Origin of the sequence: Rhizobium sp. Root1220 (genome assembly GCF_001426265.1) — a bacterium.
GTDB lineage: Bacteria > Pseudomonadota > Alphaproteobacteria > Rhizobiales > Rhizobiaceae > Rhizobium.
Genome location: NZ_LMDG01000001.1, coordinates 446568 through 465710, shown reverse-complemented (window position 1 = coordinate 465710; position 19143 = coordinate 446568). Strand labels below are relative to the sequence as shown.

Here is a 19143-nt window from a genome sequence, read left to right as displayed (position 1 = left end):
CATGAGTATCAAGACTGTGGCGATCATCGGCTGTGGCATCGGCCGCTCCCATATCGTCGAGGGCTATCTGCCGCATCCCGAAAAGTTCAACGTCGTCGCACTCTGCGACCTCAATGAAGAACGCCTGAAGGAAGTCGGTGACGAGTTCGGGATCGAAAAGCGCACGACATCATTTGCGGACGTGCTTGCGGATGAGAGTATCGATATCGTCGATATCTGCACACCACCGGGCATCCACCTGGAACAGGTCCTCGCGGCACTTGCGTCCGGCAAGCATGTGATCTGCGAGAAACCGCTGACCGGTTCGCTCGCCGGCGTAGACCAGATCATGGAAGCCGAAAAAGCGGCCAAGGGCGTGCTGATGCCGATCTTCCAGTATCGCTACGGCGACGGCGTCGAAAAGGCAAAGCGGATCATCGAGGCTGGTATCGCCGGCAAGGCCTACATGGGCTCGGTTGAAACGTTCTGGCTGCGGACCTCCGAGTACTATTCGGTTCCGTGGCGGGGCAAGTGGGCGACCGAGCTTGGCGGCGTGCTTGTGACCCATGCGCTCCATCTGCACGACATGCTGCTGCATCTGATGGGACCCGCCTCCAGAGTGTTTGGACGCGTCGCCACTCGAGTCAACGATATCGAGGTCGAAGATTGTGCATCGGCAAGCCTGCTGATGGAAAGCGGAGCGTTCGCCTCGCTGTCCTGCACGCTCGGCTCACAGGAGCAGATCAGCCGCCTGCGGCTGCACTTCGAAAATGTTACCTTCGAAAGCAACCACGAGCCTTATTCGCCGGGCAAGGATCCGTGGAAGATCATTGCCGCGAATGACGACGTGCAGGCGAAGATCGACGCCGTCATCGGAGATTGGCAGCCGGTCGCGCCGCGCTTCACCACCCAGATGGAGCATTTCCACGCCTATCTCAGCGGAAAGGGGCCGCTGCCGGTGACGACGCGGGATGCCCGGCGCGCGCTCGAACTCGTCACGGCCATCTACCAGTCGTCCGACAGCGGCAGCGAAGTGGTGCTGCCAGTCGGACCGGACAGCCCCAAATACGCCGATTGGCGCGCCAGAACGAAATAACGGACCAGAGAGGAATTGAGAAGATGGCAACGAGCGTCGTTCTTCAGAAGGTCGAGAAGCGCTATGGTGCGCTGGATGTCATCCATGGCATCGACCTCAAAATCGAACCCGGCGAGTTCGTCGTTTTCGTCGGCCCTTCCGGCTGCGGCAAGTCCACGCTGCTGCGGATGATCGCCGGCCTGGAAGAGATCACCGGCGGCGCGCTGATGCTTGACAACGAGCGGATGAACGAGGTGGCGCCTGCCAAGCGCGGCATTGCCATGGTGTTTCAGTCCTATGCGCTTTACCCGCACATGTCGGTCTACAAGAACCTTGCCTTCGGGCTGGAAACGGCCGGCTACAAAAAGGCCGACATCCAGCCAAAGGTGAAGCGCGCCGCCGAGATCCTGCAGATCGAAAAGCTCTTGGAGCGTAAACCAAAGGCGCTCTCCGGTGGCCAGCGCCAGCGCGTGGCCATTGGTCGCGCGATCGTGCGCGAGCCGCGCATCTTCCTGTTCGATGAACCGCTCTCCAACCTCGATGCGGAACTGCGCGTGCAGATGCGCGTCGAAATCTCCAGGCTGCACCGCAGCCTCGGCAATACGATGATCTACGTGACCCACGACCAGGTCGAAGCCATGACGATGGCCGACAAGATCGTGGTGCTGAACTCCGGGCGCATCGAGCAGATCGGCGCGCCGCTCGATCTCTACAACACTCCGGCCAATCGTTTTGTCGCCGGCTTCATCGGCAGCCCGAAGATGAATTTCCTTCGGGCGCGCGTCGAGCAGGTTGGCGAGGGCGAAACCACGATCAATGTCTGTGGCAATTCCGTCCGCCTGCCGCGCCGGCTTGAGGCGGAAGCGGGCCAGAGCGTCACCTTCGGCATTCGCCCCGAGCATCTCTCGGTGCTCGAAACCAGCGGCGTCGGGCTGGCCACCGTCAATATCGACCTCGTCGAAAACCTTGGCGGCGCCACCATGCTCTACACGACGACGCCGGATGCGCAGCAACTGACCGTGGCACTCGACGGACAACAGAAGGTGGAGCGCGGCGCCAACGTCAAGGCCTCGTTCGACCCGGCTCGATGTCACGTCTTCGACGCCTCCGGCGCTTCCATCTAGCGCGCTTGACAGCCGATCCTCCTCTGGCCATGATTTCAATAGGATAGGCCGCGAGGGGAAAAGCGTGACGCCTGAAGATCGGATTCATTCGCTTGGCATATGGCAGGGTCCGATCGACATCACACCGATCACCGGCGGCATCACCAACCGGAACTACCTGGTGCGCGACGGCAGCGTCCGGCGGGTGGTGCGGCTGGGCGAAGACATCTCGGTCCATCACATCATCCGGCAGAACGAGCTTGCTGCGAGCCGGGCCGCGCACGCAGCCGGACTGTCGCCCGCCGTCATCCACCATGCGCCGGGTGTGCTGGTTCTCGACTATATCGAGGCAAGGGCACTTTCGCCGGAGGATCTGCGGGATGCCGGAACGCTGTCGCGCGTCATTCCGCTGGTCCGCGCCTGCCACCACGACATCGCCCGCGAGTTTCGCGGAGCCGCGGCGATCTTCTGGGTGTTTCATGTCATTCGCGATTACATCGCGCATTTGGAAGCAGCTGGCAGCTCCTACCAACCCCTTTTTGCCGATATGCAGGCGAGGGCCGCACTGCTGGAAATTGCCGCGGGTCCCTTCGAAATCGCCTTCGGCCACAACGACATGCTGGCCGCCAACTTCCTCGACGACGGCAAGCGCCTCTGGTTGATCGATTGGGACTATGCCGGGTTTAACACCCCACTCTTCGATCTGGGCGGTCTCGCCTCCAACAATGAGTTTTCCGAGAGCGCCGAACGCCAGATGCTCGAAGCCTACTATCAGACGTCGCTGACGCCGGATCTCTGGCGGCGGTATTCCGCGATGAAGTGCGCGTCGTTGCTCCGTGAAACGCTCTGGAGCATGGTGTCCGAAATTCACTCCACCATCGATTTCGACTATGCCGGCTATACCGCCGAGAACCGCGCGCGTTTCGAGCGTGCATTCGAAGCCTTTGAACAGGACACATAGCATGACCAAGGAATTGCCCAGGACCGCCAAGGCTGTTGTTATCGGCGGCGGTATCATCGGCTGCTCGACCGCCTACCATCTCGGTAAACTCGGCTGGACGGATACGGTGTTGCTCGAACGCAAGAAGCTGACGTCGGGTACGACCTTTCATGCGGCCGGCCTGGTCGGCCAGCTGCGTACCAGCGCCAACATCACGCAGCTGCTCGGCTACTCTGTCGATCTCTACAAGAAGCTGGAAGCCGAGACCGGGCTTGGCACCGGCTGGAAGATGAACGGCGGGTTGCGGCTTGCCTGCAATGACGAGCGCTGGACCGAGGTGAAGCGACAGGCGACGACGGCGCAGTCCTTCGGCCTGGACATGCAGCTTTTGACACCGCAGGAAGCCTTCGATCTCTGGCCGTTGATGACAATCGACGATCTGGTCGGCGCCGCGTACCTGCCGACCGACGGCCAGGCCAACCCCTCCGATATCACCCAGGCTCTGGCGCGGGGCGCACGCATGTCAGGCGTCTCGATCTTCGAGGACACTGAGGTAATGGATATTGAGATCGACGGCGGCAGAATCCGCGCCGTCATTACCGAGCATGGTCGAATCGAATGTGAGCGCGTCGTGGTCTGTGCCGGACAGTGGACACGGGCGTTTGCGGCGCGCTTCGGTGTCAACGTGCCGCTCGTTTCCGTCGAACACCAGTACATCATCACCGAGTCCTTCGGTGTGCCCTCGAACCTTCCGACACTGCGCGATCCCGATCGCCTCACATATTACAAGGAGGAGGTGGGTGGGATCGTCATGGGAGGCTATGAGCCGAACCCTATCCCTTGGGCGAAGGATGGCATCCCGGAAGGCTTTCACTACAGTCTGCTGGACAGCGATTTCGATCATTTCGAACAGATCATGGAACAGGCGCTCGGCCGCGTTCCGGCGCTGGAAAATGTCGGCGTCAAGCAACTGCTGAACGGTCCGGAGAGTTTTACGCCCGACGGCAACTTCATCCTCGGCGAAGCGGCGGAGCTGAAGAATTTCTTCGTCGGCGCCGGCTTCAACGCCTTCGGCATCGCGTCAGGCGGCGGTGCCGGCATGGCGCTGGCGGAATGGGTCTCCAAGGGCGAGCCGCCCTACGATCTGTGGCCGGTCGATATCCGCCGTTTCGGCCGCCCGCATTTCGACACCGACTGGGTGCGCACGCGCACGTTGGAGGCCTATGGCAAGCACTACACCTTGGCGTTCCCCTTCGAGGAATATGCGAGCGGCCGGCCGTGCCGCAAGTCGCCGCTTTACGATCGGCTGAAGGCACAGGGGGCGTGTTTCGGTGAAAAGCTCGGCTGGGAGCGGCCGAACTGGTTTGCCGACCTCTTCGCGAATGAGGAGCCGAAGGACATCTATACCTATGGCCGGCAGAATTGGTTCAATGCCGTCGGTCGCGAGCACAAGGCGGTGCGCGAGGCGGCTGTCGTCTTCGACCAGACCTCCTTTGCCAAATTCACCTTGAAAGGACGCGACGCGGAAGCGGCGTTGTCGTGGATCGCTTCCAACGATGTGGCCAAGCCTGCCGGCTCGCTGATCTACACGCAAATGCTCAACGACAAGGGTGGCATTGAATGCGACGTCACCTGTGCGCGGATTGCCGAGGATGAATACTACATCGTCACAGGTACTGGCTTTGCCACGCATGACTTCGACTGGATAGCACGCAACATCCCGGTCGACTTGCACGCTGAACTGATCGACGTGACCTCGGCCCACTCGGTCCTTTCCCTGATGGGTCCACACGCCCGTGCCGTGCTGGAGACGGTGACGGGCAGCGACGTCTCCAACGCTGCCTTCCCGTTTGGCAGCGTCAGGACGATCGGCATTTCAGGCTGCCCGGTTCGGGCCCTGCGGATAACCTACGTCGGAGAACTCGGCTACGAGCTTCATGTGCCGGTCGAATATGCGACGACCGTCTACGACGCATTGATGGCGGCGGGTGGTGCGTTCCAAGTCATCAATGCCGGCTATCGCGCGATCGAAAGCTGCCGCCTGGAGAAGGGCTACCGCGCCTGGGGCTCGGATATCGGTCCCGATCATACGCCCATCGAGGCGGGGCTCGGCTGGGCTGTGAAAACGAAGAAGGCCACGCCCTTCCGCGGTCGCGAGGCAATCGAGCGCCAGTTGGCGTCAGGCGTCAAGAAGATGCTCGCCTGTTTCGTTCCTGATGATCCCGAGGTCGTGCTGCTTGGCCGCGAAACGATCTATCGCGATGGCAAGCGTGTCGGCTGGCTATCCAGTGGCGGCTTCGGCTACACCATCGGCAAGTCCATCGGCTACGGTTATGTGCGCGACGCGGACGGCGTGACGAAGGATCTCGTGCTTTCGGGCGAGTATGAACTTGATGTTGCCCGGCAGCGTGTTCCTTGCCGGGTCTCCCTGAAGCCACTGTATGATCCTGAGATGAGGCGGATCACGGCGTAGCGCGCATCGGATCAGTGCGTGCACGCCTCAAGCTCCGCTCATCGCGGTCCCAAGGCGCGTGGACCCGGCCGAGGTTCAAAACAACGGCAGCTTGCTGTCCTGGATGAGGATCTCGAGCTTGTTCGCCACATCATCTGTCCACGACGGGTTGCGGGCAAGCGCTGCAGGAAAGAGCCCCGGCAGCGCGAACAGGGCGGTCGAAACAGAACCGCCGCTGCGTGGAACATCTGCCAGCAGTGCAGCAATTTCAGCGGCGCGGGGATCGCGGAGTTCGTAGCGCCTGCCGTTGCGATCGACGCCGAGCGCATATCTCATCCAGGCAGCGACAGCGATTGCGTAGGTTTCCGCTTTACCGCCGCCGGCGATCGCTTCGGTTGCGGGCTCGAGCAGGCGCTGCGGCAGTTTCTGCGTGCCATCCATAGCAATCTGATAGGTGCGGTGAGCGATCGCCTTGTTTGCAAAGCGTGCTATCAACTCATCGGCATAGGCGTCAAGATTTATGCCAGGTAAGGGGTCGAGCGTAGCGGCGGCTGCATTCATGTGGCGCCGTGCGAGGGCTGCCAGGCCGGCATCGTCCATCGCATCGCGTATAAATTCATAGCCGCCTATGTATCCAAGATAGGCAAGCAAGGAGTGCGCACCGTTCAGCATGCGCAGCTTCATCTTCTCGTAAGCGGAGACATCGCCGACCATCAAGGCGCCGGCCTTTTCCCATTGCGGGTGGCCATCGGCGAAATGGTCCTCGATCACCCATTGCGTGAAGGGCTCCGTCTCGATTGCGGCTAGGTCCACCCTCCCGGTGAGCGCTTCCGCATCCCGATAGGTCGCGTCGGTACTGGCCGGCGTGATGCGATCGACCATCGTCGATGGAAACGGGACGTTCTGTTCGATCCACGAACGAAGCGCGGGATCGACGCGTTCGGTGAAATCGAGCACCAGACGCTTCAGGACGGCGCCGTTGCTTGGGAGGTTGTCGCAGCTCAGCGGCGTGAACGGCGCAATGCCCTTGGCGCGGCGGCGGGACAGGCCCTCGACGAGATAGCCGATGACACCGCGCGGTGCTTGCGGGTCGGCAAGGTCGGCGGCAACGTCGGCGTGCTTGAGATCGAGCCCGCCGGTGGCAGCATCGAAACCGTAGGCCTTTTCCGTCACTGTCAGGCTGACGATGCGGATTGCCGGATCTTCCAGCCGTTCCAGCAAATCAGCCGGATTGCGGGTCGCCACATGGGCGCGCAGGATCGGACCGATGACCTGCGCTTCGGTGCCTGACGTATCGCGCACCAGCATTGTATAAAGGCCGTTTTGTTCGTTCAAATGGTCGGCGACATCGGCAGTCCGTAGGCTCGCCACCTCTATTGCCCAATCGCCGCCCGCAACGGCCAGCGCGGCATCGGTGAACGGAGCGAAATGGGCACGGAAAAAGGCACCGGGGCCGAGATGCAGGATGCCTGCCTTCAGTGCATCGCGGTCGTAGGCGGGAAGCTTGGCGGTCGAGGCGAGGCCGGTCAGGGTTTTCAGTCGTTCGGTCACAGGTTGTAGGCCTTCTTCGCGTTGCCATAAGAGAGCTCACCGGCGACGATCTCCGCGTCCTTGCGGGAGATGCGGTGTTCAGCGGCGAGTTTGGCGAGGAACCCGCACACCTCTCGTCGCCAGACATCGTGGCGAGCGGGAATCGACAGCAATGCACGCGTGTCGTCGTTGAAACCCGCCATGTTGGCAAAGCCTGCCGTTTCAACCACCTCGTCAAGGTAGCGCCGGATGCCCGCAGGGCTGTCGTGGAACCACCATGGCGGGCCGATCATCAGGCAGGGCCAATGGCCAGCCATCGGTGCCAGCTCGCGTGCGTATGTGGTTTCGTCGAGCGTGAAGAGCAGCACGCGAAGACCGGCGGCGTGACCATATTTCGAGAGCAGTGCGCCGAGGCCGCCGACCCAGTCGGTCGGAGTCGGGATATCGGCACCCATGTTAGGACCGCGGGTCCGGAACAGGTCACGGTCGGTGTTGCGGCGCGAGCCGGCATGGATCTGCATTACCATGCCATCCTCGGCAGACAAGCCGGCCATTTCCGTCAGCATCTGGCCGCGGAAAAGTTCTGCTTCTGCGTCGCTCATCGTACCTTGGTGTGCCTTGTCGAGCAGACGCTGCCTGTCGCCACGTGGCAAGTCCGCGGTGAAAGCGGTCGGCACACCGTGGTCGGTGGCCGTCGCGCCGTATTGACGGAAGTAGGCGCGACGCTTGCGATGGGCGTCGATCAGGCCATCCCAGGTCGTCACATCGGAATTCGCGAGCTCACCCAGGCGAACAAGATTCTCGCGGAAGCCAACGGCATGCGGATCGGTAACCCCATCAGGGCGATAGGTCGTGCGCACACGGCCGATCCAACCGTCCTTCGCCATCTTCTGGTGATGCAGCAGCGGATCGAGCGCGCCTTCTGTCGTGGCGATCGTTTCTATACCGAAACGCTTGTGCAGGGCACGCGGGCTGAACTCGGGCAACGCCAGTTGCGCATTGATGTGATCGTAGAGCGCATCGGCATTTTCAGGCGTCAGCGGCTCGGTGCATCCGAGCACGGCAGACATGGCGTGGTCCACCCAAAGGCTGGACGGTGTGCCGCGGAAGAGGTGGTAGTGGGCCGCGAAGGTACGCCAGATCGCGCGGCCTGAGGCAACGGTGTTTCCATCGAGCCGCGGCACGCCCAGATCGTCGAGGGCGACGCCTACGCTGTGCAGCATGCGGAAAAGATAGTGGTCGGGGATGACGAGGAGCGAGGACGCATCCTCGAATGGCTTGTCGTCGGCAAACCAGGCGGGTTCCGTGTGCCCGTGCGGGCTTACGATCGGCAGGCTGCGCACAGTCTCGTAAAGGTCCCGCGCGATGCTGCGCGTGGCCGGATCGGCGGGAAAGAGCCGGTCCGGATGAAGAAAACCATTTCCAACTTCCATCAGAATTCCTCCCTGAGGTATACCGGCCTACCGCACAACAAAAGTTGCGGCAAGGGCTTTTAGTAACCAAACAGTTCACTTTGTCGGTGGTTTTTCCGGGTCTCGAAATGATTGACCTCGTGGCCTATTTCCGCTTTTGAGAGCATAGGAATGGCCGGTGGTGGCCAGGAGAACACGATGTCCCATGAAACGAGCCGTATCACCCAGCTTGAGGAAACCATTGCCCACCAGGCAAGGGCGATCGAAGATCTATCCGACCAACTGGCTGAACAATGGAAGGTCGTCGAGCAGACCCGGGCCAAGCTCGACCGACTGACTGAACGGTTCCTCTCCATGGAAGAGCAATCGCTTGAGGCGCCTGCCAATACCCGACCGCCCCACTACTGACATCGGAAGGTCTTGCTAGAAGCAATCAGCACCCCTATATGAGGATTGCGAGGACGACCTCCCCCGTATGGGCATGAACTCGGGACGACCCGACCTTCCCATAGGGGTTTTGAACATGCGATCCACCTCAGACCGTGTTCGTCACGCGATCAGCTTCGAACTCATCGGACTTGCAATGATTACGCCACTGGGTGCGTGGGCATTCGGCATGTCAATGAGCGATATCGGCGTCGTGGGGATTGCCAGCGCCACGATTGCGACCGGCTGGAACTATCTCTACAATCTCGGATTCGACAATGCCATGCAACGCCTCACAGGCGGTACACGGAAGACTGTTGCCATTCGTGTCGCACACGCCGTGCTGTTCGAGGGAGGGCTGCTGGTCGCCCTTCTGCCGCTGATTGCCTGGTATCTTGGCGTCAGCCTGCTGCAGGCATTCATGATGGACGTGTCCTTCGCCCTCTTCTACCTGGTGTACGCCTTCGTCTTCAACTGGGCTTACGACCGGATCTTTCCGCTCCCTGAGTGGCAGCAGACGCCCGAAGCGTCGCAAGCCTAGAAAACTGTTCGTACATCCCCACCAACAATGGACCGCGGCTGCCGGCGGTCCATTGCTCAGCTGTTGATCGCTTTGGCTTAGACATTGCCGATGCAGAGATACTTCATTTCCAGGTAATCATCCGCACCGTGGCGAGAGCCTTCCCGGCCGAGGCCGGATTGCTTGATGCCGCCGAAGGGCGCCGTTTCCGTGGACATGATGCCGGTATTGATGCCCACCATGCCGTATTCCAGCGCCTCGGCCACGCGCCAGACCTTTTTCAGGTCGCCGGCAAAGAAATAGGCGGCAAGGCCGAACTCCGTGTCGTTGGCCTGGCTGATCACGTCCTCGACGGTATCGAAACGGAAGAGCGGTGCCACCGGGCCGAAGGTTTCCTCACGCGCCACCTTCATGCCACGCGTCACGCCCGTTAGAACCGTCGGGGCAAAGAAAGTGCCGGCGCCCTCGATGCGTGTGCCGCCCGTCAGAACCGTAGCACCCTTGGAGAGCGCATCCTTGACATGATCCTCGACCTTTGCAACGCCCTGTGCGTCGATCAGAGGTCCGATCGTCACGCCCGATTTGAAGCCGTCGCCGACGGACATTTCCTCGACCTTTGCCGCCAGCTTGGCAGCGAAAGCATCATAGACGCCGGACTGGACGTAGAGGCGGTTGGCGCAGACGCAGGTCTGGCCGGCATTCCTGTACTTGGAGGCCAAAGCACCGTCGATGGCTGCATCAAGATCGGCATCGTCAAAAACGATGAACGGCGCGTTGCCGCCAAGCTCGAGGCTGATTTTCTTGATCTGGTCGGCGCACTGTCGCATCAGGATGCGGCCGACTTCGGTCGAACCAGTGAAACTGATCTTGCGGACCTTTTCGTTGCCGCAGAGTTCCCTGCCGATCGCCGGGCCATCTTCGCCGACGATAACGTTGAAAACCCCGGCGGGGATGCCAGCCTGTTCGGCCAGCGCTGCCAGTGCCAGCGCCGTAAGCGGCGTCTGCTCGGCTGGCTTGGACACCACCGTGCAGCCGACGGCAAGCGCCGGTGCGATCTTGCGGGTGATCATCGCCGCCGGGAAATTCCAGGGCGTGATCGTTCCGACGACGCCGACCGGTTGCTTGATTACGATCATGCGCTTATCGCTCGACGGGGCGGGAATTGTTTCGCCGTAGATGCGCTTTGCCTCTTCCGCGTACCACTCGATATAAGCCGCCGCATAGAGGATTTCGCCGCGAGCCTCCGCGTAGGGCTTGCCCATTTCGGCGGTCAGGATCGCCGCCAGTTGATCGGCATTCGCAACCATCAGATCGAACCACTTGCGCAGGATCGTGGCGCGCTCCTTGGCCGGGCGGGCGGCCCAGCCCGGCTGCGCGGCGTGAGCTGCGTCGATCGCCTCCCGTGTTTCAGCAGCGCCCATGTCCGGCAGCGATGCCAGCACCTCGCCAGTCGCCGGGTTCAGCACGTCGAACGTTTCGGTCGCTCCGCCTACAGTCCAGGCGCCGTTGACGTAGCCAGTATCGCGCAGCAAGGGCGAGGAAAATGGAACATGCTTGGTCAGTGCAGTCGTGAATGCCATGTCATTTGCTCCGAAGTGATTGCGCGAGTGCGACCTTGCTGCCCGTGCTTGCTTCAAGGATCGAGGCCTCGAGGATGTCTAGCGCCTCGCCGAAGACGTCGTCCTGGATGGTGATCGGGGCGAGGAAGCGGATGACATTGCCGTGGACGCCGCAGGTCAGCAGGATCAAGCCATTCTCAAGGGCGATCAGGCGAACTGCATTGGCGAATTCGGCACTTGGAAGCCTCGTCGTCCTGTCGTTGAACTCGACGGCGTTCATGAAGCCCAGCCCCCTGATATCGACAATCTCGGGTGCTTTCTCGCGCAGTGATTCCAGCCGCTGCTTGAGCCGGCTACCGAGCTGGTTTGCGCGCCCGCAAAGGTCTTCATCGACGATGACATCGATAACAGCATGTGCGGCAGCAATACCGAGAGGATTGCCGCCGTAGGTTCCGCCCAGGCCACCAGGCGTCGGCGCATCCATGATGTCGGCGCGGCCGGTGACGGCGGCGAGCGGGAATCCACCGCCGAGGCTCTTAGCCATCGTCATCAGATCTGGCGCGACGTCGTGGTGGTCCATGGCGAACATCCTGCCGGTACGAGCAAAGCCGGTCTGCACCTCGTCCGCGATAAGCAGAATACCATGATGGTCGCAGAGTTCGCGCAACGCCTTCATGAACGAGGCCGGCGCGGCGTAGAAGCCGCCCTCTCCTTGCACCGGCTCGATGATGATCGCTGCGACACGCTGCGGATCAATGTCGGCGGCAAAGAGCTTCTTCAGCGCGGCGAGGGATTGTTCCGGTGTTACCCCGTGAAGCTCGACCGGAAAAGGAACGTGGAAGACATCGCCCGGCATTGCGCCGAAGCCGACCTTGTAGGGCACGACCTTGCCAGTCAAAGCCATTCCCATGAAGGTGCGCCCATGAAAACCACCACCGAAAGCGATGACTGCGGAACGCCCGGTTGCTGCGCGCGCGATCTTGACCGCGTTCTCGACGGCTTCGGCACCCGTCGTGACGAAAATAGTCTTCTTGGCAAAATCGCCGGGTGTCAGGGCGTTCAGGCGCTCGGCCAGATGCACATAGCTTTCGTAGGGGACGACCTGATGGCAGGTGTGAGTGAAACGATCGAGTTGGGCCTTCACGGCTTCGATCACGCGCGGGTGGCGATGCCCGGTGTTGAGAACAGCGATTCCGGCGGCAAAATCGATGTAGCGACGACCTTCCTTGTCCCAGATCTCGGCGTTCTCAGCGCGATCCGCATAGATCTGAGTCGTCACGCCGACGCCGCGTGCGATCGCGGCATTCTTTCGGTCAGTGAGTGCGGTGTCGGTCATTTTGCGTTCCTGTATCTTGACGCTTCGAAACTATCTTGCATTACTTCTGTAAGATATTTATACAAACTCCTACATTTTTTCTGCAAGAATTCAAGCGAGATTTTCCGCTTCAATCCATCGTCGTTTTCAGCGATGGTCAGGACATAAACGCACGGGGTGTCGGCAGCCCCAGATAAAACGCAATCGGGAATTTTGGTTGATGAGCAACGAGGCGCCTGTGCGTTACAAAGTGGCCGAGGCGGCCAGGTTGGCCGGCGTTTCCGCTTCGACCTTGCGTCTGTGGGAAAGCCAGGGCCTCGTCGTTCCCGGACGCTCGGAAACCGGCCACCGACAATTCAGCGTCGAGGACGTGGCTCGGTTGAAGCGAATCTCATGGTACCGCGTCGAACGTGGCCTCAATCCGGCGGCGATCCGCGAGGCACTGGAGGGCGAGGAACCGCCCGATAATTCCGAAGTAACTGCCATCTCGGATATCGGGCGCCGGCTGCGCAGCCTGCGCCACGCGGCGAGCAGGACGCTGGATCAGGTCGCCGGCGACATGGGCATCACCGCATCCACGCTCTCGACACTGGAGCGAACATCGCAAGGCGTCAGCTTCAAGACGCTGCACGATCTCGCGGAGTACTACGGAACGACGGTCTCGCGCCTTTCCGGAGAGGTAAGCGACGGCGTGCCGGCCATTGTTCGCTCCGGCGAATGGCGGACATGGCCGGAGACGACCCCTGGCGTCACCGTTCAACTGCTCGCCGAAGGCCGCACGATGATGGATTGCCACCGGTTCGTTCTAGCAGCAGGTGCTACAAGCGAGGGCGCCTATCGCCACGAGGGCGAGGAGTTCATGCATGTCCTCTCCGGCCGATTGGAACTCGTGCTCGATTCCGACCAGTTCTTCGATCTCGGACCGGGAGATTCCCTTTATTTTGAAAGTCGCCGCTACCACTCCTGGCGCAACCGCCATGATGGCGAAACGATCCTCATCTGGATCAACACCCCACCGACATTCTGACCAAAATGGTATCGCCGCGGCTGCCTTTGCGCTATAGCGCCACAGCATACGTTGAACGAGAGACGGGACCAATGGCCGCCACCATACGTTATCACGAAGGCGATATATCCGCGGCGGATGCTGTCCGTTACACCGGAGCGATCGCGATCGACACCGAAACGCTTGGTCTGGTGCCACGCCGTGACCGCTTGTGCGTTGTCCAGCTTTCGCCGGGCGATGGGTCCGCCGACGTGATCCGTATCGCTGCCGGCCAGAAGGAGGCGCCGAACCTCGTCGCGCTGCTTGCCGATACGTCGCGCCAGAAGATTTATCATTACGGGCGTTTCGATATTGCCGTGCTCTTCAACGCTTTCGGCGTGACCACGCAACCGGTGTTCTGTACCAAGGTCGCTTCGCGACTTTGCCGTACCTATACCGATCGGCACGGCCTCAAGGACAATCTCAAGGAAATGCTCGACGTCGACGTTTCCAAGGCGCAGCAGTCATCGGACTGGGCGGCAGCGAAGCTGTCGCAGGCACAGTTGGAGTACGCGGCCTCGGACGTGCTCTATCTCCACGCGCTGCGCGACAAGCTGACCGAGCGTCTGGTGCGAGACGGCCGCATGGAGCATGCCAAAGCTTGTTTCGAGTTCCTCCCGACCCGCGCCAAGCTGGATCTGCTCGGCTGGGAAGAAACAGACATTTTCGCCCACAGCTAGGCCCGTTTCATCCGCCAGAAACGAGACCGGCGCGCGTTTCCACGCGCCGGCCATTAGCGATTCGTTAAGGTCGTTTTACTAGAATCCCTGCTAATTTTTATGCATTTGATGGCGCGATGCGGGCGACCTTCCCCGTCGGAGAATGCAGCGAGCCGGATGAGCGCGGCTCTCGTGAAACCTGATTTCATCACACTTTGCGAAAGAGGAGCATGCCATGTTGACTCCGGTTCGTGCAGCGTCAAATGCGAGTTTTCCGTCTCAAGGTCAGAATACGTCGCTCAGTGCCGACGGTATCGTGCGCTCAGTCAATGCGGTCCCGCCGGTCAACCTCGTCGAAAGCCCGGATCTGAATTCGCCGATTGTAGCCAAGTTGAACATCCTGGTGTTGGCCGTTCGCGCCCGCATGGTCGAAGCCCTCCTGGATGCTCTCGATGCTGCTGGCGCCGCGCTCTCCCAGCCGCGTGACGAGGACGAAAACGACCTCGTTTTTGCTTCCCGCCTCGCGAGTGCAATCCAGAAGCTGCCAGCCGCCAAGATCGAGGCTATCGAACGCCAGCTTGCGGCAGACGGCCACAGCGTTCCTCTACGTTTGCTCGCCGAGGCCCTGAAAAACCCCACGGGGCCGGAGGCAGCGCGCATTGCCGCCTACCTCGAAACGACACGCTACAAGGATCGAGATCCTGCTGCACGTGCGGTTGTCCGATCCTACGGCCAGAATGACGCATCACCACCGCGCCAGGAGCCGCGCCCGGAAATCAGCCTTCATCGCAGTAATCTGCCGGTAGCGGCGCGCACCGCCGCAGCCATTTGGAGCGACGGCGAGCCCGATGCGCCGACGGGTAGCGCAGCCCTTGCCGACGCCTATATCGACCATGAGCGCGCCGAGCGGCCAGCCGCATTTGACAACCCGGCGGCCGAGGGGCGGGAGGTCGCCGGCGACGCGAAAGCGGCCGCTGCGAACGCTGGCCAGGTTGGTTTGCAGGAGGCGCCGGAGACGGAGGGACCGCTTCAGCCGATGGAAAGCGACGCGCAGGCTGCTTCTGCGACAGCTTCAGTGGAGGAGGGATCGCTCTCGGTCAAAAACGATCCGGTCATTCCGAAAAGCTGGGCCGGCATTCCCGCCACTATGTCGCACGAGGCAACGGACGTGATCGTCGCAATCATCCGGGACCAGGAGGCCGAGGTGCCACTGAATGCGGCTGGTGCTGATCCTGCGGTGGAAATCGACGTGATTCTTGACGAGACGCGGATCGTCGGCGACAGCCGTGACGGCCTGACACCGACGAACGAGCAGACCTTGCTGCAGAAGGGTATCGCCCGCCCGTCATCGCCGCTCGCGCCACAAGCCAGCATGGAGGGGACACCGGCGACAGCCAGCACAAAGCCTGCACCAGAGACGCACCCGCAGCATGTGGTTCAGCCGACGATCGATGTGACCTATGCGCCTGTGCTCATGAAAATCGTCGAAGGCGTACCCTACGCACCGCAGCCGTACGAATTCGCCAAGGACGAGACGGAAGACGGCTCGCGCGCGATGCATCGCGAAGATCACGACAGCGGCCCGCAATCCGAGCAGCAACATGCGGATGACGAAGCCGATGGCTCGGGCGACGACGAGGCAACAAGTACCGACATATCCGCGGACCCCATCGATGGCCGCGCCGAGGGCGGACGACCGCCGCTACGCCCGGCTCCGGGCCTGCCCACGCCATCAGTGGCCGATGAGGCTTACACACGCTATCGACGCCTGGTCGACTGGGAATAGCAGCCAGCACGGGACAAAAAGAACCCGCCGGATCGCTCCGGCGGGTTCTTGCGTTCTTCAAGCCTTGAGGCCAGCGATTATTCGCCGCCGCGGTTCTTCAGAGCCGCGCCGAGGATGTCGCCAAGCGAGGCGCCGCTGTCCGACGATCCGAACTGAGCAACAGCTTCCTTCTCTTCAGCGATTTCCAGAGCCTTGATCGAAAGCATGACCTTGCGGTCCTTCTTCGAGAAGTTGGTGACGCGGGCGTCGACAACCTGGCCAACCGAGAAGCGCTCAGGACGCTGATCGTCGCGATCGCGTGCAAGGTCTGCACGGCGGATGAACGAGGTGATGTCTTCGTGCTCGACGAGCTTCACTTCGATACCGCCATCGTTGACTGCGATGATTTCGCAGGAAACGACTGCATTCTTGCGCAGTTCGCCAGAAGCAGCGGCTTCGCCGACTGCATCCTTGCCGAGCTGCTTGATGCCGAGCGAGATGCGTTCCTTTTCGACGTCCACATCGAGAACGACAGCCTTGACGACGTCGCCCTTGTTGAACTCTTCGATGACCTGTTCGCCTGGACGGTTCCAGTCGAGGTCGGAGAGGTGCACCATGCCGTCAACATCGCCGTCGAGACCAATGAACAGGCCGAATTCGGTCTTGTTCTTGACTTCGCCTTCGACTTCAGTGCCAGCCGGATGGTTGCGAGCGAATGCCGCCCACGGATTTTCCAGCGTCTGCTTGAGGCCGAGCGAAATACGACGCTTGGACGGATCGACTTCGAGAACGACGACTTCGACTTCCTGCGTTGTGGACAGGATCTTGCCGGGGTGTACGTTCTTCTTGGTCCAGGACATTTCCGAGATGTGGATCAGGCCTTCGATGCCTGGCTCCAGCTCGACGAACGCACCGTAGTCGGTGATGTTCGTGACGGTACCGGAAATCTTCTTGCCTTCCGGATACTTGGCCTGGATGCCATCCCAAGGATCCGACTCGAGCTGCTTCATGCCGAGCGAGATGCGGTGGGTTTCCTGGTTGATGCGGATGATCTGAACCTTGACCTGCTGGCCGATGTTCAGGATTTCCGACGGATGGTTCACACGGCGCCATGCCATGTCGGTGACGTGCAGCAGGCCGTCGATGCCGCCGAGGTCAACGAACGCACCGTAATCGGTGATGTTCTTGACGACGCCGTCAACAACCTGGCCTTCTTCGAGGTTCTGAACGATTTCAGAACGCTGCTCGGCACGGGACTCTTCCAGAACTGTACGGCGCGATACAACGATGTTGCCGCGACGCTTGTCCATCTTGAGGATTTCGAAGGGCTGCGGGTTGTGCATCAGCGGGGTAACGTCGCGGATCGGGCGGATGTCGACCTGCGAACGCGGCAGGAAGGCAATCGCACCGTCGAGGTCGACCGTGAAGCCGCCCTTGACCTGGTTGAAGATAACGCCTTCAACGCGCTCACCAGCTTCGAACTTGGCTTCGAGCTTGATCCAGCTTTCTTCGCGGCGAGCCTTTTCGCGCGAAAGAACTGCTTCGCCGAGGGCGTTTTCGATACGCTCAACGTAAACTTCGACTTCGTCGCCGACCTTGAGCGTGCCGTCCTTGGCCTTGGCGCCGAATTCCTTGAGCAGGATGCGACCTTCGACCTTGAGGCCGACGTCGACAACGGCCGAGTCCTTCTCGATAGCCGTTACGATACCCTTGGTTACATAGCCTTCGGCCAGATCGTTCTTGGCAAAGGATTCTTCCAGAAGGGCCGCGAAATCTTCGCGAGAGGGAGTAGCTACTGACATGAAATCTCCTGCGTGTCCGGATTCCTGGACACGTATGCGCCGGTTGGTTCGTGTTGAATGAGCCTGAACCCAGTCCGCCTCCTCTTCGAAGGCAATCCGGCGCTTGGACGGAATTTCAGGCTTGTCTTTAGAAGCGGCCCAGGCAAAGCCCGTGCATATCGCTTGAATTTACGTATGTCGGCTCAAGGCTAGATCGATGATCGATTTTGCAGCTTGAAACGCGGCCTCTATACTCATTTCCGACGTATCAAGCAAGTGCGCGTCTTCAGCCGGTTTCAAGGGGCTGTCGGTCCGGCCCATGTCGCGTTCGTCGCGCCGCTTGACGTCCTCGAAAATCGCGTCGAAATCGGCCGTTGTGCCCTTGCCCCTGATCTCCTCGAATCGGCGCCTTGCGCGCACTTCCGGCGAGGCCGTCACGTAGAGCTTCACGGGCGCATCCGGACAGACAACCGTTCCGATGTCGCGTCCATCGAGGACCACACCGGGCTGCTTGCCCGAGAAACGTCGCTGTGCTTCCACCAGCGCGCGACGCACGCCCGGCATCACCGCAATCTTCGAAGCGGCCTCGCCGATCTCATGTTTGGAAAGTACGTCGCGATCGAGGCCGTCCAGTTCAACGTCATGTGCCATCTTTTCCGCCGTCGCCGGGTCATCGAGCGGCAGCCCTGCGTCAAGCAATGCCTTGGCGGCCGCGCGATAGGTCAGGCCCGTGTCGAGATGATGGAAACCATAGGCGTCGGCCACGCGGCGCGAAAGCGTACCCTTGCCGGCTGCCGCTGGGCCGTCGATGGCGATTATGAAGCTGGTGGGGTTGCTCGGCATGTTCATGTCTTTGTCAGGCCACCGTAGCGGCGCACAAGGTCGATCATCTCGGTCTGGTCCGGCAATTCCGCGAGACCGGTAGCGACACCCTCGCGATCGGGTGCCGGCCGGTTCTGACTCACCTTCCACTTGCCCTCAATAGAGGCAATCTCGATTTCGATCCCGATGATGCCTTTCATCTGCGCGCGGATGAAATCCGCCGGCGCATCCTGGACGGCCCAGGGCTTTTCCCGAAGCCCCTCGTGCTGGGCCGTGAGCGCATTGATCTGCGCAAGCAGCCAATCGGCATCGTCGATCACCCGGGCAGCGCCGCTTGCCTGCACCATTGCATAGTTCCAGGTCGGCACGACCTTGCCGGTCGCCTGCTTGGTTTCATACCAGGAGGGTGTGATATAGGCATCTGCACCCTGGAACACCGCAAGTACGTTGGCGCCGGACTGAATGTCGCGCCATTGCGGATTGGCCTTGGCCAGATGCAGGCGCAGCGTCCCATTGGCGGAAGCGGCCGGATCCAGATGGAAGGGTACCGAATTGGCCATCAAGCCAGATGCCCCCGCAGTCACCAGCAGCCCGAGCGGGTGGGCGCGGATCAGTGCTTGCTGGGCATCGAGATCGTCTTCCCTAAAGTGCGGCGGCTGGTACATCGGCTGGTGCCCATTTAGGCTGCCGGAACGGATCCGGCAAAGCGTTGCAATTGATCGATGCACGGCTCACTAGCACAAACGAACGGGCCGGTCAT

16 protein-coding genes are annotated in these 19143 nt (G+C 61.1%); 9 read left to right on the top strand and 7 right to left on the bottom strand.

All coding sequences use genetic code 11. From position 1 onward, the window contains the following. Nucleotide 1: 1 nt before the first annotated feature. From ASC90_RS02305 to ASC90_RS02290, 4 genes are all read left to right on the top strand, one after another. Nucleotides 2-1075: a Gfo/Idh/MocA family oxidoreductase gene (locus ASC90_RS02305; RefSeq protein WP_056535233.1), complete on the top strand. Its 1074-nt coding sequence runs from the start codon at nt 2-4 to the stop codon at nt 1073-1075. Between the two features lie 23 nt (nt 1076-1098). After that, a complete protein-coding gene (gene ugpC / locus ASC90_RS02300; RefSeq protein WP_056534914.1) occupies nt 1099-2178 on the top strand; it encodes a sn-glycerol-3-phosphate ABC transporter ATP-binding protein UgpC in 1080 nt (359 codons plus the stop codon). Between the two features lie 64 nt (nt 2179-2242). Beyond that, on the top strand, nt 2243-3118 hold the full coding sequence (locus ASC90_RS02295; RefSeq protein ID WP_056534912.1) for a phosphotransferase: 876 nt from the start codon (nt 2243-2245) through the stop codon (nt 3116-3118). Nucleotide 3119: 1 nt separating this feature from the next. Continuing rightward, on the top strand, nt 3120-5570 hold the full coding sequence (locus ASC90_RS02290; RefSeq protein ID WP_056534910.1) for an FAD-dependent oxidoreductase: 2451 nt from the start codon (nt 3120-3122) through the stop codon (nt 5568-5570). Between the two features lie 75 nt (nt 5571-5645). On the opposite strand, the gene ASC90_RS02285 is transcribed toward ASC90_RS02290, so the two are convergent. Beyond that, complete coding sequence (locus ASC90_RS02285; RefSeq protein WP_056534908.1) at nt 5646-7100, bottom strand: mannitol dehydrogenase family protein; 1455 nt, start codon at nt 7098-7100, stop codon at nt 5646-5648. Further along, entirely contained in the window at nt 7097-8512 is a 1416-nt protein-coding gene (gene uxaC, locus ASC90_RS02280) for a glucuronate isomerase (protein WP_056534906.1), read from the bottom strand. Before uxaC ends, ASC90_RS02285 begins: the two co-directional genes overlap by 4 nt. A 177-nt stretch (nt 8513-8689) precedes the next feature. On the opposite strand from uxaC, the gene ASC90_RS02275 reads away from it, so the two are divergent. Together ASC90_RS02275 and ASC90_RS02270 are read left to right on the top strand one after the other, a co-directional pair. After that, nucleotides 8690-8899 (top strand): SlyX family protein, encoded by a 210-nt coding sequence (locus ASC90_RS02275; RefSeq protein ID WP_056535231.1) that lies wholly within the window; start codon nt 8690-8692, stop codon nt 8897-8899. Between the two features lie 115 nt (nt 8900-9014). Continuing rightward, nucleotides 9015-9458, top strand: a complete 444-nt coding sequence (locus tag ASC90_RS02270; protein ID WP_056535229.1) for a PACE efflux transporter — start codon at nt 9015-9017, stop codon at nt 9456-9458. Between the two features lie 77 nt (nt 9459-9535). Here ASC90_RS02270 and ASC90_RS02265 read toward each other — a convergent pair whose 3' ends face one another. Beyond that, on the bottom strand, nt 9536-11017 hold the full coding sequence (locus ASC90_RS02265) for an NAD-dependent succinate-semialdehyde dehydrogenase (protein WP_056534903.1): 1482 nt from the start codon (nt 11015-11017) through the stop codon (nt 9536-9538). Nucleotide 11018: 1 nt separating this feature from the next. After that, nucleotides 11019-12332 carry a 4-aminobutyrate--2-oxoglutarate transaminase gene (locus ASC90_RS02260; protein WP_056534901.1) on the bottom strand — a complete coding sequence of 438 codons (1314 nt, stop codon included), beginning with the start codon at nt 12330-12332 and terminating at the stop codon, nt 11019-11021. Nucleotides 12333-12531: 199 nt separating this feature from the next. On the opposite strand from ASC90_RS02260, the gene ASC90_RS02255 reads away from it, so the two are divergent. From ASC90_RS02255 to ASC90_RS02245, 3 genes are all read left to right on the top strand, one after another. Further along, nucleotides 12532-13338: a MerR family transcriptional regulator gene (locus ASC90_RS02255; protein WP_056534899.1), complete on the top strand. Its 807-nt coding sequence runs from the start codon at nt 12532-12534 to the stop codon at nt 13336-13338. Between the two features lie 71 nt (nt 13339-13409). Then, complete coding sequence (locus tag ASC90_RS02250) at nt 13410-14036, top strand: ribonuclease D (RefSeq protein WP_056534897.1); 627 nt, start codon at nt 13410-13412, stop codon at nt 14034-14036. A gap of 214 nt (nt 14037-14250) precedes the next feature. Next, on the top strand, nt 14251-15801 hold the full coding sequence (locus ASC90_RS02245; protein WP_056534895.1) for a hypothetical protein: 1551 nt from the start codon (nt 14251-14253) through the stop codon (nt 15799-15801). 77 nt (nt 15802-15878) lie between these two features. On the opposite strand, the gene rpsA is transcribed toward ASC90_RS02245, so the two are convergent. The 3 genes from rpsA to ASC90_RS02230 form a co-directional block, all read right to left on the bottom strand. Continuing rightward, nucleotides 15879-17582 (bottom strand): 30S ribosomal protein S1, encoded by a 1704-nt coding sequence (gene rpsA / locus ASC90_RS02240; protein WP_056534893.1) that lies wholly within the window; start codon nt 17580-17582, stop codon nt 15879-15881. A 168-nt stretch (nt 17583-17750) separates the two neighbouring features. Beyond that, complete coding sequence (gene cmk / locus ASC90_RS02235) at nt 17751-18404, bottom strand: (d)CMP kinase (protein WP_156392818.1); 654 nt, start codon at nt 18402-18404, stop codon at nt 17751-17753. A 2-nt stretch (nt 18405-18406) separates the two neighbouring features. Continuing rightward, complete coding sequence (locus ASC90_RS02230; RefSeq protein WP_056534889.1) at nt 18407-19048, bottom strand: FMN-binding negative transcriptional regulator; 642 nt, start codon at nt 19046-19048, stop codon at nt 18407-18409. Nucleotides 19049-19143: the final 95 nt, after the last annotated feature.